14 protein-coding genes are annotated in these 13,254 nt (G+C 63.3%); 9 read left to right on the top strand and 5 right to left on the bottom strand.

The annotated features are described in order from the left end of the window. Nucleotides 1–99 precede the first annotated feature (99 nt). The 6 genes from B9Z03_RS24535 to B9Z03_RS24510 all read left to right on the top strand — a co-directional run bounded on the left by B9Z03_RS24535 (nt 100) and on the right by B9Z03_RS24510 (nt 5,904). Nucleotides 100–1,188, top strand: a complete 1,089-nt coding sequence (locus B9Z03_RS24535) for an ABC transporter ATP-binding protein (RefSeq protein ID WP_085466627.1) — start codon at nt 100–102, stop codon at nt 1,186–1,188. Nucleotides 1,189–1,220: 32 nt separating this feature from the next. Continuing rightward, nucleotides 1,221–2,510, top strand: a complete 1,290-nt coding sequence (locus B9Z03_RS24530; protein ID WP_085466626.1) for an ABC transporter substrate-binding protein — start codon at nt 1,221–1,223, stop codon at nt 2,508–2,510. A gap of 76 nt (nt 2,511–2,586) precedes the next feature. Beyond that, the gene (locus B9Z03_RS24525; protein ID WP_085466625.1) at nt 2,587–3,504 is read left to right on the top strand and encodes an ABC transporter permease; all 918 of its coding nucleotides are present in this window, start codon (nt 2,587–2,589) and stop codon (nt 3,502–3,504) included. Nucleotides 3,505–3,507: 3 nt separating this feature from the next. Beyond that, a complete protein-coding gene (locus B9Z03_RS24520; protein WP_085466624.1) occupies nt 3,508–4,326 on the top strand; it encodes an ABC transporter permease in 819 nt (272 codons plus the stop codon). Between the two features lie 7 nt (nt 4,327–4,333). Then, nucleotides 4,334–5,071 (top strand): aspartate/glutamate racemase family protein, encoded by a 738-nt coding sequence (locus B9Z03_RS24515; RefSeq protein WP_085466623.1) that lies wholly within the window; start codon nt 4,334–4,336, stop codon nt 5,069–5,071. Then, nucleotides 5,071–5,904: a GNAT family N-acetyltransferase gene (locus B9Z03_RS24510; RefSeq protein WP_085466622.1), complete on the top strand. Its 834-nt coding sequence runs from the start codon at nt 5,071–5,073 to the stop codon at nt 5,902–5,904. The genes B9Z03_RS24515 and B9Z03_RS24510 overlap by 1 nt, the downstream gene beginning before the upstream one ends. A gap of 500 nt (nt 5,905–6,404) precedes the next feature. On the opposite strand, the gene B9Z03_RS24500 is transcribed toward B9Z03_RS24510, so the two are convergent. Further along, a complete protein-coding gene (locus B9Z03_RS24500; protein WP_085466620.1) occupies nt 6,405–6,908 on the bottom strand; it encodes a YciE/YciF ferroxidase family protein in 504 nt (167 codons plus the stop codon). 175 nt (nt 6,909–7,083) lie between these two features. On the opposite strand from B9Z03_RS24500, the gene B9Z03_RS24495 reads away from it, so the two are divergent. Next, complete coding sequence (locus B9Z03_RS24495; protein WP_244561838.1) at nt 7,084–7,920, top strand: non-homologous end joining protein Ku; 837 nt, start codon at nt 7,084–7,086, stop codon at nt 7,918–7,920. Between the two features lie 9 nt (nt 7,921–7,929). Continuing rightward, nucleotides 7,930–8,751, top strand: a complete 822-nt coding sequence (locus tag B9Z03_RS24490; RefSeq protein WP_085466618.1) for a non-homologous end joining protein Ku — start codon at nt 7,930–7,932, stop codon at nt 8,749–8,751. A gap of 40 nt (nt 8,752–8,791) precedes the next feature. Here the strand turns inward: B9Z03_RS24490 and B9Z03_RS24485 are convergent, their stop codons facing one another. From B9Z03_RS24485 to B9Z03_RS24470, 4 genes are all read right to left on the bottom strand, one after another. Then, nucleotides 8,792–9,007 (bottom strand): hypothetical protein, encoded by a 216-nt coding sequence (locus B9Z03_RS24485; RefSeq protein WP_085466617.1) that lies wholly within the window; start codon nt 9,005–9,007, stop codon nt 8,792–8,794. Between the two features lie 20 nt (nt 9,008–9,027). Further along, nucleotides 9,028–9,399: a hypothetical protein gene (locus B9Z03_RS24480; RefSeq protein WP_085466616.1), complete on the bottom strand. Its 372-nt coding sequence runs from the start codon at nt 9,397–9,399 to the stop codon at nt 9,028–9,030. A 148-nt stretch (nt 9,400–9,547) separates the two neighbouring features. Then, the gene (locus B9Z03_RS24475; RefSeq protein ID WP_176247618.1) at nt 9,548–10,729 is read right to left on the bottom strand and encodes a MalY/PatB family protein; all 1,182 of its coding nucleotides are present in this window, start codon (nt 10,727–10,729) and stop codon (nt 9,548–9,550) included. A gap of 50 nt (nt 10,730–10,779) precedes the next feature. Next, on the bottom strand, nt 10,780–12,396 hold the full coding sequence (locus tag B9Z03_RS24470) for an ABC transporter substrate-binding protein (RefSeq protein ID WP_085466614.1): 1,617 nt from the start codon (nt 12,394–12,396) through the stop codon (nt 10,780–10,782). A 175-nt stretch (nt 12,397–12,571) separates the two neighbouring features. Here B9Z03_RS24470 and B9Z03_RS24465 point away from each other — a divergent pair, with 175 nt between their 5' ends. Continuing rightward, the gene (locus B9Z03_RS24465) at nt 12,572–13,249 is read left to right on the top strand and encodes a TetR/AcrR family transcriptional regulator (protein ID WP_244561935.1); all 678 of its coding nucleotides are present in this window, start codon (nt 12,572–12,574) and stop codon (nt 13,247–13,249) included. The last annotated feature ends 5 nt before the right edge of the window (nt 13,250–13,254 follow it).

Below are 13,254 nucleotides of genomic sequence, written 5' to 3'. Positions count from 1 at the left end.
TACGGCCGGCAGGGCATCAACGACATGGAATCAACCGCTTAGCGCCGCGAAGCCAATTGGCACGTCTTCTGCATCGCACTTCCCGAACGGGAGATGCTCATGAGCAAGGCCGCCGCGATCGACATTGCATCCGTGTCCAAGGTCTACGGCGCCACGACCGCCGTCCACGCGATCAGCCTCAAGGTTCCGGCCGGCAGCTACTGCTGCCTTCTCGGCCCCTCAGGATGCGGCAAGTCGACGACGCTGAGGATGATCGCCGGCCATGAGAGCATCTCGTCCGGCGATATCCGCCTCGGCAACACGGTCGTCACCGACCTGCCACCCGCCAGGCGCGGCACGGCCATGATGTTCCAGTCCTATGCGCTGTTTCCGCATATCGACGTCACCGACAACGTCGCCTTCAGCCTGAAGATGAAGGGCGTCGCCAAGGACGAGCGCCGCGCCAAGGCGCTGGAGATGCTGAAGCTTGTCCAGATGGACCCCTATGCGACGCGGCGCCCGGCGCAGCTCTCCGGCGGCCAGCAGCAGCGCGTGGCGCTCGCCCGCGCGCTTATCACTGACCCGGAAGCGCTGCTCCTCGACGAGCCGCTGTCGGCGCTCGATCCCTTCCTGAAGATCCGGATGCGCGCGGAGCTGAAGCGGCTGCAGACGACGCTAGGGATCACCTTCGTTCACGTCACCCACAGCCAGGAGGAGGCTATGGCGCTGGCTGATCTGATTGTGGTGATGAACGACGGCCGCATCGAGCAGGCCGCCCATCCACGCGAGGTGTTCGAGCGTCCCGCCACCGCCTTCGTCGCGCGCTTCATGGGCGACCACAACGTGATCTCCGGCCGGGTGACCGCGGCGACCGAGAGCGGCGTGACAGTCGCGGTGCCAAGCGGCGGCGAGTTCACCGCGACTGGCGGCGTGCGCGAAGTCGGCGAGAGCATCGACATCGCGGTGCGCACCGACAAGGTGCGCATCGGCGCGTCGGACGCACCGGGCCTCGGCTTCACCGGCATCGTGGACAACATCGAATATCGCGGCGCCTCGGTGAAGCTCACCGTCAGCGGCGCCGGTGTGCAGGACTTCACCGCGATCGTCAGCGACGCGGCCTTCTTCGCAGCGCCCGTCAAGGTCGGCGACGCGGCGTCCCTCGCCTGGGGCCCCGAGGACTCGATCGTGCTTGGCCGCCTCGATTCCTGACGACAGAAACCGACAACACAGGGGAACTGGACATGACACAGACGACGAAAAAGCCAGCCGGCATTTCCCGCCGATCGCTGCTCAAGACCGGCGGCGCTGCCCTTGGCCTCGCGGCCGGCTCGGGTGCGATCACCGGATTCCCGACCATCTGGGCGCAGAACCCGATCACGCTGCGCCAGTTCGGCACCGGCGTGTCGAACCTCAACGCCATCGCCGACAAGTGCAAGGAAGACCTCGGCATCACGCTGGAGATGACGGCGACCGATTCCGACGCCGCCGCACAGCGCGCCGTGACGCAGCCCGACAGCTACGACATCGCCGACATCGAATACTGGATCCTGAAGAAGGTGTTCCCAGCCGGCGTGATCCAGCCGATGGATACGAAGAAGCTGACCTACTACGACCAGATCGTGCCGCTGTTCAAGACCGGCAAGCTGACACCCGACAGCGTCATCGCGCAGGGCACCGCGCCGCACACGGTCGGCTTCGTCGAGAAGCCCGGCGACAAGACCTTCGCCGCCGCTGAGACGCAGTATTTCACGATGGTGCCCACCATCTACAACGCCGACACGCTGGGTATCCGCCCCGACCTCGTAGGCCGCGAGATCACCACCTGGGCCGACATCATGGACCCGGCCTTCAAGGGCAAGACCTCGATCCTGAATATCCCCTCGATCGGCATCATGGACGCGGCCATGATCATGGAGGCGGTGGGCAACATCAAATATGCCGACAAGGGCAACATGACCAAGGAGGAGATCGACAAGACGATCGACTTCCTGATCAAGGCCAAGCAGGGCGGCCAGTTCCGCGCCTTCTGGAAGTCGTTCGACGAGAGCGTCAACCTGATGGCCTCTGGCGAGGTCGTCATCCAGTCGATGTGGTCGCCGGCCGTCGCCGCCGTCCGCTCGAAAGGCATCGCCTGCAAATACCAGCCGCTGAAGGAAGGCTACCGCTCATGGGGCGGCGGCCTCGGACTTGCCTCGCATCTCGAAGGCGCCAAGCTCGACGCTGCCTACGAATACATCAACTGGTACACGTCCGGCTGGGTCGGCGGCTACCTCAACCGCCAGGGCTACTACTCCGCGGCCATGGAGACGGCCAAGAAGTTCATGTCCGACGACGAGTGGGGCTACTGGATCGAGGGCAAGCCGGCGCAGGGCGAGATCAAGGATCCGACCGGCAAGGTCATGGAAAAGCCGGGCGCGGTGCGTGACGGCGGCTCCTTCGAGGAGCGCATGGGCCGCGTCGCCTGTTGGAACTCGGTGATGGACGAGGACCGTTACATGGTCCGCCGCTGGAACGAGTTCATCGCGGCCTGACGAATGATTGGCCTTCCCCCGGCCTAACCGAGGGAAGGCGTCTTTCTCGACGCTCCAGATCAACCGAGGCCCGACGATGACCGCAGCCATTGACGACACAATCGCCGCGCCAGCCGCCGTCGCGACGACCCGCTCGCGTGCCTCGGTGTTCGCCCGCTTTTCCGCCTACCTGCAGGCCGCGCCGCTGGCGCTCATCCTCGGCGCGTTTCTGCTTTTGCCGATCCTGATGATCGCGGTCGTTTCCTTCTGGGATTACGACTTCGCCGCGATGTATCCCGATTTCATCACCCTCAACTATGCCGAGACGCTCGGCTCGTGGGTGACATGGAAGACCTATCTCAACACGCTGAAATACGCGGCCATCGTCTGGGCGCTGACCATCTTCATCGGCTTCTGGGTCGCCTACTATCTCGCCTTCCACATTCGCACGACGACCATGCAGATGGTGCTGTTCCTCGTCTGCACCGTGCCCTTCCTCACCTCCAACATCATCCGGATGATCTCGTGGATTCCGGTGCTCGGCCGCAACGGCCTGGTCAATTCTGCCCTCGTCGGCTCCGGCATCATACCGGCGCCCATCGAGTGGTTGCTCTATTCGGACTTCGCCGTCGTGCTCGCCATGGTCCACCTCTACACGCTGTTCATGGTGACGCCGATCTTCAACACGCTGATGCGCATCGACCGGTCGCTGGTCGAGGCCGCGCGCGACGCCGGCGCCACCAGCTGGCAGATCCTCACCAACGTCATCATCCCGCTCGCCAAGCCCGGCATGGCGATCGGCACGATCTTCGTCGTCACGCTGGTCATGGCCGACTTCTCGACCGTGCAGGTCATGTCCGGGGGCCAGAGCGCCTCGGTCGCACTGATGATGAAGAACCAGATGTCGCTCTTGCAGTATCCGGCCGCGGCCGCCAATGCGGTGGTGCTGCTCGTTCTCGTCCTCCTGATGGTCGCGGGCATCCTGCGCATCGTCGACATTCGCAAGGAGCTCTGAGCGATGTCGCACGAGAAGCGCACCCTCGAATTCTACGTCCTGTCAGCCTTCTTCGTGTTGTTCGTGCTGTTCCTCTACGGCCCGCTGTCGGCGATCCTGATCCTGTCCTTTCAAGGGCCGAACGGCGGCCTGACCTTCCCGCTCAACGGCGTGTCGCTGCACTGGTTCGCCAACCTGTTCGAGCGCCAGGCGGTGGGCGATTTCGGCGGCAGCTTCCGCCGCTCGTTCATGCTCGGGCTGATGGTGATGATCGTCACCGTAGTCGTTTCGCTGCTCGCCGGCCTCGCCTTCCGCCGCAAGTTCGTCGGCGCCACCGCGCTGTTCTACCTGTCGGTCGCGAGTCTGGTGGTTCCCTCGATCATCATCTCGCTCGGCATCGGCGTCCTGTTCCAGCAGGTCGGGCTGCGCCCCTCCTGGTACGGCTCGGCCTTCGGCGCACATCTCACCTGGACCTTGCCCTTCGGCGTCTTGATCATGTTCGCCGTGTTCAACCGCTTCTCGCCATCCTACGAGGAGGCTGCCCGCGATCTCGGCGCGACCTCGTGGCAGACCTTCGCCCACGTGCTGCTGCCGATGATCGCGCCGAGCCTGATCGGCGTCGGCCTGTTCGGCTTCACGCTCTCTTACGACGAGTTCGCCCGCACGCTGATGACGGCCGGCACGTTCAACACGCTGCCGCTCGAGATTTATGGCATGACCACCAACGTCACGACGCCGGTGCTCTACGCGCTTGGCACCGTGACGACGCTCTTCTCCTTCCTGGTGATTGCGGCTACGCTCGGCATCATCGTCTGGCTCGGGCGACGGCGGACTCGCGGCTGATCCCTTCATGCGCATTCTCGTCGTCAATCCGAACACGACCGCCTCGATGACCGAGACGATAGAGGCGGCAGCGACATCGGCCGCGGCCGAGGGAACCATGATCGAGGCGACGACATCAGGCATGGGACCGGTATCGATCGAGGGCTATTACGACGAGGTGTTCGCGATGCCGGGCCTGCTCGCCGAGATCCGGCGTGGCGAGGCGGGTGGCGCGCAGGCGGCGGTCATCGCCTGCTTCGACGACACAGGGCTGGACGCCGCGCGCTCGATGGCCTCGATCCCGGTGATCGGTATCTGCGAGGCTGCGCTTACGCTCGCCTCCTTCGTCGCGGCCCGCTTCACCGTGGTGACCACCAGCGAGCGCTCGCGCGTGCCGGTGGAGGAGCTGGTCCGCCGCTACGGCTTCGCCTCCCGCGCGAAGGTGCGCGTCGCGGGCGTGCCGGTGCTGGCGCTGGAGGATCCGAATTCCGACGCGGTCGCGAAGCTCAAGATGGAGATTGCCCGCGCGCTGGACGACGATCGCGCCGAGGCGATCGTGCTCGGTTGCGCCGGCATGGCCGACCTCGCGGCAGCCCTGCAGCGCGAGTTCGGCTTGCCGGTCATCGATGGAGTTGGCGCCGCGGTGAAGCAGGCCGAGGCACTGATCGCGCTCGGGCTGACGACCGGCAAGCGCGGCGCCTATGCTTCGCCGCTGCCAAAGCCCTTCATCGGCATGCTCGCCGATTTCGCTCCGCCGGCCGCCTGATGACAGGCGCTCCCGAAATCAGACCCCTGTCGCCGGCCGAGGTGGAGACGCTCGTCGGCTGGGCGGCGGCCGAAGGCTGGAACCCGGGTCTTGGCGATGCCGCCGCGTTCCGCGTCGCCGACCCCGACGGCTTCCTCGGCGCCTTCGTCGGCGGCGAGATGGTCGCCGGCATCGCGGCGATCGCCTATGGCGACGATTTCGGTTTCATCGGCCTCTACATCTGCCGGTCCGACCAGCGCGGAAAAGGCTACGGCAAGGCCGTGTGGGACGCGGGCATGACGCGACTTTCGGGCCGCACGATCGGTCTCGACGGCGTGCCGGCTCAGCAGGCGAACTATCGGAGCATGGGCTTCGAGCCAGCCTACCGCACGCTGCGCTTCAGCGGTCGGGTAGCTGCGTCCGACGCACCCTGCATTCGCCCGGTGACGCCCGATCTGTCCGCCGCGATACATGAGTTCGACCGTATGTGTTTCCCGGCCGTACGGAACGATTTTTTGGTCGCCTGGTTGGGTCCGCCACGGATTTCGCTGGCATCCGTCGCCAACGGGATCGTCCGGGGCTTCGGCGTCGCCCGCGCCTGCGGCGAAGGACACAAGATCGGTCCCCTGTTCGCGCGCGACGAGAAGACCGCCGCGGCATTGCTCGCCTCACTCGCCACGACGTGTGGGAGCGAGGTCCACATCGACGTTCCCGAGGCGCGGTCGGAATTCATAGATGGCCTGATCGCCCTCGGTTTCACCTCCGGCTTCGAAACCGCGCGGATGTACCGTGGGGACCCTCCGGCCTACCAGGACAATCTCGTTTTCGGCGTGACGTGCCTTGAACTTGGATAGGATGTCAGACGCCCACGCCGTCGAGAATGATCGCCGCAACCGACCATGCGAAGTGACGGCTTCAATCCGTTCGAACGGCACCTGTGCCGTGCAGACGAGCATGACGGGCAGCTCTAGGTAAAAGTCTGGCGGGAGAGACAGGCAATCCGCATCCGGAAGAGGGTGCGGTCCACCTTGATCGTGCGCCGGCGGCAGTGGGGCCGCCGCCGGACACGTCCGGTTCACTCCTTGACATAGGCGCCAGGTTGACGCCCGCTCTTCGGAGCTTTGGCGTCCTTCGAGCGCTCGGCTATGGCAGGACCGAGGCCAGATGTCTTCTGAGGCGCGGGGCTGGGCGTCGCGGGTTTTGCGGCCTTTCTGTCGCTCTTCTGCGGTTGCCCCCTCCCGTCCGCGGGAGGCCGACCGGCGACAGCCTCCCTTGAGAACTCGTCGTGGGCATCCGCGTCCTGCCTGGTTGGCGGCCTGTGCGATCGATCTCCTGTCGCAATCATGACACCCTCCTATTCGGCAGCCATCAGAGCTTTCTTGTTGGCGGCATTCTCCGCGAAGTCGGTGAGGTTGCCGTCTGTTGCCTTCTCCTCCTTCAGCGTGTCCTCGAAAAGCTTGGCTGCCTCGGGCTTGCCGAGCATCTCCGCCCACCTGCGCAGCGTTCCATAGCGGGTGATCTCGTAGTGCTCGACGGCCTGCGCAGCGGAGACCAGACCCGCGTCCAGGGCAGGTGTACCCTTGAACTCTTCAAGGATCTCCTCCCCTTCCTCGATGATGCCGTCGATCGCAGGACATGTCTTGCCCTGGGCGCGCTTGCCGAATATCTCGAACACCTGCTGGAGGCGCTCGACCTGTCCTTCCGTCTCGTCGCGATGTTTCTCGAATGCCGCCTTCAGCTTGTCGGACTGCGCCCCGCGGGCCATCTTCGGCAGCGCCTTCAGGATCTTGCGTTCGGCGTAGTAGATGTCCTTCAACGTATCGAGGAACAGATCCTCAAGCGTCTTTTCCTTTGCCATTTGAAAGCCTCCTCTCAGATCACACCCTTGTGATCGACCGGATTCGAACAGCGGGCTTGAATGAAAGTTCCATCGCCCCGGACATTTCTTCTGCAAAGAGGAGCATTACGGGCGAAGCATGCGGAACCGGCACACACCGCCGGCATTATCCTGCGTCGACAGGGGAGAGTTTCGCGTGGCACGACCCAGAGCGCAGTGGAAAGGCTATCTCAAGCTCGACGAGATCACCTGCCAGGTCGCGCTGTTTTCGGGAGCCTCGACCGGCGAACGCACGCGCTTTCACACTGTCAACAAGGACACCGGCAATCGGGTAAGGCGCGAATTCGTCGACGAGAAGACAGGCAGGGCGGTGGAGCGAGAAGACCAGGTCAAGGGCTATGAAACCGACCGCGGCGACTTCATCATTCTCGAGCAGGAGGAGATCAACGCCGCGATCCCCGAGGGTGACAAGACCATCCGCATCGAAGCCTTCATCCCATGTCGCGAAGTCGATACCGTCTACTTCGACAAGCCGTATTACCTGGCCCCCGTCGACAAGGTCGCGGAGGAGGCGTTCGACCTGATACGGGAGGGAATGAAGAAAAAGAAGGTCGCAGCCCTCGGGGAAGCTGTCCTGTTTCGGCGTGTCCGCAAGCTGATGATCCGCCCTTTCGGCGATGGCATCGTCGCCAACACGCTGAACTTCGATTACGAGGTGCGCTCCGCCACAGAGGCGTTCGGCGACATCCCCGCGATCAAGATCAGGAAGGACATGCTCGATCTCGCCGGTCACATCATTGGTACGATGGCAGGTGAGTTCGATCCGTCCGGCTTCGATGACCGCTACGACGCCGCACTCGCGGAACTTGTCCGCGCCAAGATCGAAGGTCGGCCCATCAAGGCGCCGAAGAAGCCGAAGGCCGGTAAGGTCGTGGACCTTATGGAGGCGCTTCGAGAAAGCGCGAAGGTCGTGGCCAAGCAACCGCGGAAGCCGCCTGCCAAGCGTTCGGGCACGGGCAAGAAGGCAGCGTGAGGGCGAGCCATGGCGCGCAATGCATTCTGGAGGGGCTATCTCAAGCTGTCGCTGGTGAACTGTCCCGTCACGATGATGCCTGCAACGTCGGAGAGCGAGAAGATCCGCTTCCATACGATCAACCGCAAGAGCGGTCGGCGCGTGCGCAGCCAGTATGTCGACTCCGACACCGGAGAGGTCGTCCGCCACGAGGTGAAGGGATACGAGACGGAAGAGGGGAAGTTCGTTACCTTCGAGGACGAGGAGCTTGAGGCAGTGGCGCTCGATAGCGTGCGCACCGTCGATATCGACAGCTTCGTGCCGGCCGATTCCATCCCCTGGATCTGGTACGACAGCCCCTACTACGTCGTGCCGTCGGACAAGGTCGGAGAGGAGGCCTTTGCAGTGATCCGCGAGGCGATGAGAGAAAAGGATGTCGTTGGCATCTCCCGCCTGGTTCTGAACCGGCGCGAAAGGGCTGTCCTGCTCGAACCGCGCGGCAACGGCATCATCCTGTGGACGCTGCGCTATGGCGACGAGGTGCGGGATCCCGGCGAATTCTTCAAGGACATCGACCCAGCCCGCGCGGATTCGAAGCTGGTGAACATGGTAGGCGAGCTGATCGAGGAACGCTCGAAGCCTTGGACTCCAAAAATGGTCGAGGACCCCGTCCAGGAGAAATTGCGGGACATCATTGCGGCGAAGAACCGTAAGGGAAAGAGCACGGCGAAAGCCAAGGCCGACGCTGAGCCGGAAGGCGCGTCCAACGTGGTCAGTCTGATGGATGCCTTGAAGAAGAGCCTCGAAAAGAACCCTTCCTCGGCGAGGAAGGGTTCTTCCCGTAAGTCTTAGGGGCAGGTTAGCGACGAAAGCTCCGTTTCGTGCCGGACCGTTACTGCGCCGGCTGAGGGGGCTGGTCGGGCGCTCGGTTCACCGTCCCGCCCGGCGTGGCCGACTGCATATCCCCGCCGGTTCCGGTGTCCGGCGTCGGATCGGTCTCAACCCGCGGTGCCGGATCATTTTGCTTTACGGACGACGTCGAGGTGTCGTCGTTGCTGCATCCCGCAATGGCGGCGGCAATGACGACAAGGGCGATGGAAATGCGCATCGTAACCTTCCTTTGCAGCTCTAGCTGCTCTGCTCGTCCAGGTCCGGCGCGGGACGCTCATCGGTGTCGTGCGAAGGCCGGTCGAGCGGGAATGTCGCGTCGCCGTCCTCGTTTCCGGACAGGACGCGCGGGTTTGCACTGGTAACGCCGTCGTTGCTTCCGCCTGCATGTCGATCCTCGAACTGACCCTCGGCGTCCTTTTCGGGGGTCATATCGCGGAAATCCGATTTGTCGGTCTCACTGCGATGCCGGTCCACCTTTTCGGTGAGACCAATCCCAAGCGGCGGCTTGCGGTTCTCCGCTGCATCTTGCGAGAATTCGTCGCTCGGATCGGGACCGGTTCTCGCCTCGAGCTTGCGAGCGCCGTGTTCGTAGGCGGTGATCTCAGGCATGGCTCATCCTCCTTGGAAAGGAAGAACCTGGGGCGTCGGAGATGGTTCCAGTCTGATCATTTCGGAGATTGGCAGCGCAAAGCCAGCGGGAGTGAAACCCTGGCTCCAACAGGACGCCGGGGTTTTTCCTGTTCGGAATGATCGGGCGTCACACGGCGCCGATCTTCACTGCCCTGGCGATCCGATCCAGTTTTTCGTCGAGGACCGAGCGTGACGTGGAGAAGTTCAGACGGACGAAACGTTCGTAGTGAGGGCCGAAGTTGCGACCATCACCGCCGGCAACCTTTGCTTCCGCAAGAAGCCGTTCGTAGGGAACCGCGTTCATCCGGACATCGGTGAAATCCGCCCAGGCGAGATAGGTCGCTTCCGGCGTGTACATTCTCACCGTCGGGAGTTCTTCCGCCAGCCGCGACAGCATGTGGTCCCGGTTGGCTTCAAGCACCTTAATCAGCGCCTGGCACCAGGCTTCGGATTCCTCCCACGCTGCAAGCGTCGCGAAGGTGCCCGGAGATGCCGGGGTGCCAAGAAGCATCGGCGGGATACGGCTGTGGAAGCGGCGTAGCAGTTCGTCTGACCCGAAGTGCATGACCGCCGTCCGCAACCCGGGAATGTTGAAGCTCTTGGTGGCGGAATAGAGCGTGATCGTACGATCCGCGGCTTCAGGGAACATGCGCGCGAAAGGGATGTGCCTGCGGCCGTCGAGCAGCAGGTCGGCGTGGATTTCGTCGGCCACGATGACCATGTCCATCGCCACAGCGCGTTCGACGACGGGAGCCAGTTCGTCGCGCGGGAACACGCGCCCGGTCGGGTTCTGCGGCAGGCAAAGCAGCAGCACCCGGGTCTTTTCGTCCACGGCGTCCTGGAATTGTTCGGCGTCGATTTCGTAGCGCTCGCCTGTGTCGCGCATCGGATTGCAGACCGTCTGGCGGCCCGATTGAGCGATGATCCCGAGAAAGGCCGGGTAGGACGGCACCTGGAGGGCCACACCGTCTCCCGGCTCGGAGAAGGCGAGGACGGAAGACATCACCGCCTGGATGAGGTCGTTGACGACGACCACACGAGCAGGATCGGCCCCGTCCCATCCGAACTTGTCCAGCATGCGACGGCAGAACGATTCGGCAAGCAGGGCTCCGGGGCTTCCCGGCCCGCGCGTCGAATAGCCGTATTTCTGCTGCGAGACGACCCGCTCCATCGCAGCCTGAATCGCCGGCGCCACCGCAAAATCCATCTCGGCGGGGTTGGAGGGCAGGACGGGAGCGTCGAAGCTCGACCATTTGGCACTTTGCCGGGCGCGCAGGAAGTCGGGGTCGAGGTCTTGTATGATGCTCATGGATGCACTCGGCATTGGCGGGGCCGTGACGGGCACGGCCCCTGTTCATATCACGCGGCAATATAGGCGGAAGCAAACGTGCCCTCAAAGCCGGATGCCGTATCGGCCATGCCGTGGGACCGGGTTGTATGAATGGTTTCCCAGACGGGCATGACGAGGTTGATCGTCGGTATGTCGTGCATCACCAGATCCTGGATCTTCATCCACATCTCTATGCGCTTCTCGGGACTGGCTTCGACGGCGGCGCCTTCAAGCAGCGCGTCCACTTCCGGATTGGCGTAGTGCGTCGCGTTGGAATAGGGCACGCCCTTGATGAAGTTCTTCGACCAGTACGTCCGCTGGACACCGACCTGCGGGTCGAAGAGCGGGCTCAGTGAAGCGAGCTGCATCTCGAAGTCGCGGTCGGTGTAGACCCGCTTGGCGATCGAACCGAGATCCTGCCCTCGCGCCGTCACCTCTATGCCGATGCGGCTCAGCGTGGCGCGCATGTATTCGGCGAGCCGCCTCGTCGTATCTTCCGACGGATAATCCAGCGTCACGGCAAAACGCTTGCCGTCGGCGCCGCGGGGGAAGCCGGCTTCGTCGAGGAGCGCATTGGCCTTATCGATATCCACCGGATAGGGGCTCGGCTTCGAATTGTGGAAAGCCTTCAGGCCGGGAACCACCGGCGAATGCGAAGGAACGGCTTTGCCAAAGAACACGATCTTGCAGATCGCGTCCCGGTTGATCGTGTGTGCAATGGCCTGACGGACCCGGATGTCTTTGAACTTCTCGACGTCGAGGTTGAATTCGAGGCAGACATTGTTCGGCGGCGAATACTGATAGCCGTTGGCCTCGAAGGCCAGCGTCGTGATGTCTTCAAGACGCTCGACATCGTTGAGCGCAACGGGAGTGCGGAACCCGGCGTCCAGCTCTCCGGTCTCGAAACCGACCGAACGGGCGGCCTGATCGGGGATGAAGCGGGCGACGATGCCGTCGAGATACGGCTTGCCCGCATCCCAGTAGTTCGGATTGCGCTCATAGACGACATGGCTGCCGCGGACCCACTCCTTGAACACGAACGGCCCGGTGCCGATCGGTGCGATGTTGGCGGGGTTGGTGGCCGGATCGGACCCGTCATAGATATGCTTCGGCACGATCGGCGATTCCGCGGCTGAAAGCGCGGTCAGCAGGAACAGCGTTGGCTTTGCGAGCTTCAGCACGACGGTATGGTCGTCGGGTGCTTCCATGCTTTCGACATGAGCGAAGGTCGTCCGCCCGCGCGGATGCGACTTCTTGAGGGTGCCAAGCGAGAAGATCACGTCTGCGGCGGTGAAGTCGGCACCGTCATGCCATTTGACTCCCTGACGCAGCTTGAACGTGTAGGTCAGCGTGTCGTCCGAGACCGTCCATTCCGTGGCCAGCTGCGCTTGCGGCTTCATTTCCAGGTCGAACTGCAACAGTCCCTCGGTGACCTTGCCGCTCAGCGGCAGGCTCGAAGGGCTACTCAGCGACACCAGCATCGGCGGTTCCCAGCCCGGCAGGATGGTCATTACGCCTCCCTTCGCGGGAACTGAAGCCGCGGCTGCATTCTGCGTGAAGGAGAAGCCGACCTGGCTCAAGGCTGCGGCGCCCGCGAGCCCCTTGAGGATGAGACGGCGACTTATTTGGGTGTTCATCTTAGACATGACGTGTTCCTGAGCGTTTGAGAGAGGAGGCAGGATCGTGGCTGCTGAGAGAAATGAATGACGAGCAGAAAGAACTCGGAAAAACGGCCGCGGCTATTGATTTTATTGGCTTGACGGCAGGAGAGATGATCATCATTAGAAAATGAACGATATCAGGGATTCGAAACGCTTGAGTGTGACTGCAGAGATCAGGGCAAAGCCGGCGACGAAGCGCCGCGCTTCTGGCGCGGGAGACGAGACGAAGCCGGGGAAGCGCGAGGAGAACAAGCAGCGCAAGCTGGCCAGGATCGCAAAGGCCGCGAAACAGGTCCTTTCCAAGAAGGGCTTCGAGGCTGCCACGATGCAGGAGATCGCCAAACTTGCCGGCGTGGCCACGGGAACGCTGTTTCTCTACGCCGACAACAAGCGGGACATGGCCTATCTTGCGTCGGCGGACGATTTCGGGCGCGCCCTCGAGGAGGCCGGGTCGGTTCCTATGGACGCGACCTTCATCGACCAGATCGTAGGGTGCTGGCGACCGTATTTCGTCATGCACAATGCCAATCCCGAGATGGCGAAGATCATCCTGTCCGAATTCCTCTTCTTCGCCGGAAAGCAGGCCCGGCGTCACGGCGAAGGCGTTGCCGGAATGAAGGCCGAGGCCTTGCGCCGGGCGCTTTGGTGCCAGCAGCGCGGCGAACTCGTGAGCACCGTGCCAGCCGCCGAGATCGCCGATCTGTCCTATTATCTGTTCCAGGGCATCGTCAGGCGCTGGGTGCAGACCGGAGCGATCGACGTCAACGAAGGCCTGGCCATGTTCCACCGAGCGCTTTCGCTGGGCCTCTCCGGGCTGAAGGTGCAGCCCGCCCGTTAGGGACA

This window comes from Mesorhizobium australicum, from assembly GCF_900177325.1.
GTDB classification, from domain to species: domain Bacteria; phylum Pseudomonadota; class Alphaproteobacteria; order Rhizobiales; family Rhizobiaceae; genus Mesorhizobium_A; species Mesorhizobium_A australicum_A.
Note: the sequence above shows the minus strand (reverse complement) of the source record. Positions and strands in the feature narration are given on the sequence as shown.

Excerpts from the sequence above, each read along its gene's own strand:
- B9Z03_RS24520 (WP_085466624.1), top strand. The coding sequence starts at position 3,508 with ATGTCGCACGAGAAGCGCACCCTCGAATTCTACGTCCTGTCAGCCTTC.
- B9Z03_RS24515 (WP_085466623.1), top strand. The coding sequence starts at position 4,334 with ATGCGCATTCTCGTCGTCAATCCGAACACGACCGCCTCGATGACCGAG.
- B9Z03_RS24475 (WP_176247618.1), bottom strand. The coding sequence starts at position 10,729 with ATGAGCATCATACAAGACCTCGACCCCGACTTCCTGCGCGCCCGGCAA.
- B9Z03_RS24490 (WP_085466618.1), top strand. The coding sequence starts at position 7,930 with ATGGCGCGCAATGCATTCTGGAGGGGCTATCTCAAGCTGTCGCTGGTG.
- B9Z03_RS24485 (WP_085466617.1), bottom strand. The coding sequence starts at position 9,007 with ATGCGCATTTCCATCGCCCTTGTCGTCATTGCCGCCGCCATTGCGGGA.
- B9Z03_RS24530 (WP_085466626.1), top strand. The coding sequence starts at position 1,221 with ATGACACAGACGACGAAAAAGCCAGCCGGCATTTCCCGCCGATCGCTG.
- B9Z03_RS24510 (WP_085466622.1), top strand. The coding sequence starts at position 5,071 with ATGACAGGCGCTCCCGAAATCAGACCCCTGTCGCCGGCCGAGGTGGAG.
- B9Z03_RS24535 (WP_085466627.1), top strand. The coding sequence starts at position 100 with ATGAGCAAGGCCGCCGCGATCGACATTGCATCCGTGTCCAAGGTCTAC.
- B9Z03_RS24470 (WP_085466614.1), bottom strand. The coding sequence starts at position 12,396 with ATGTCTAAGATGAACACCCAAATAAGTCGCCGTCTCATCCTCAAGGGG.
- B9Z03_RS24480 (WP_085466616.1), bottom strand. The coding sequence starts at position 9,399 with ATGCCTGAGATCACCGCCTACGAACACGGCGCTCGCAAGCTCGAGGCG.
- B9Z03_RS24500 (WP_085466620.1), bottom strand. The coding sequence starts at position 6,908 with ATGGCAAAGGAAAAGACGCTTGAGGATCTGTTCCTCGATACGTTGAAG.
- B9Z03_RS24525 (WP_085466625.1), top strand. The coding sequence starts at position 2,587 with ATGACCGCAGCCATTGACGACACAATCGCCGCGCCAGCCGCCGTCGCG.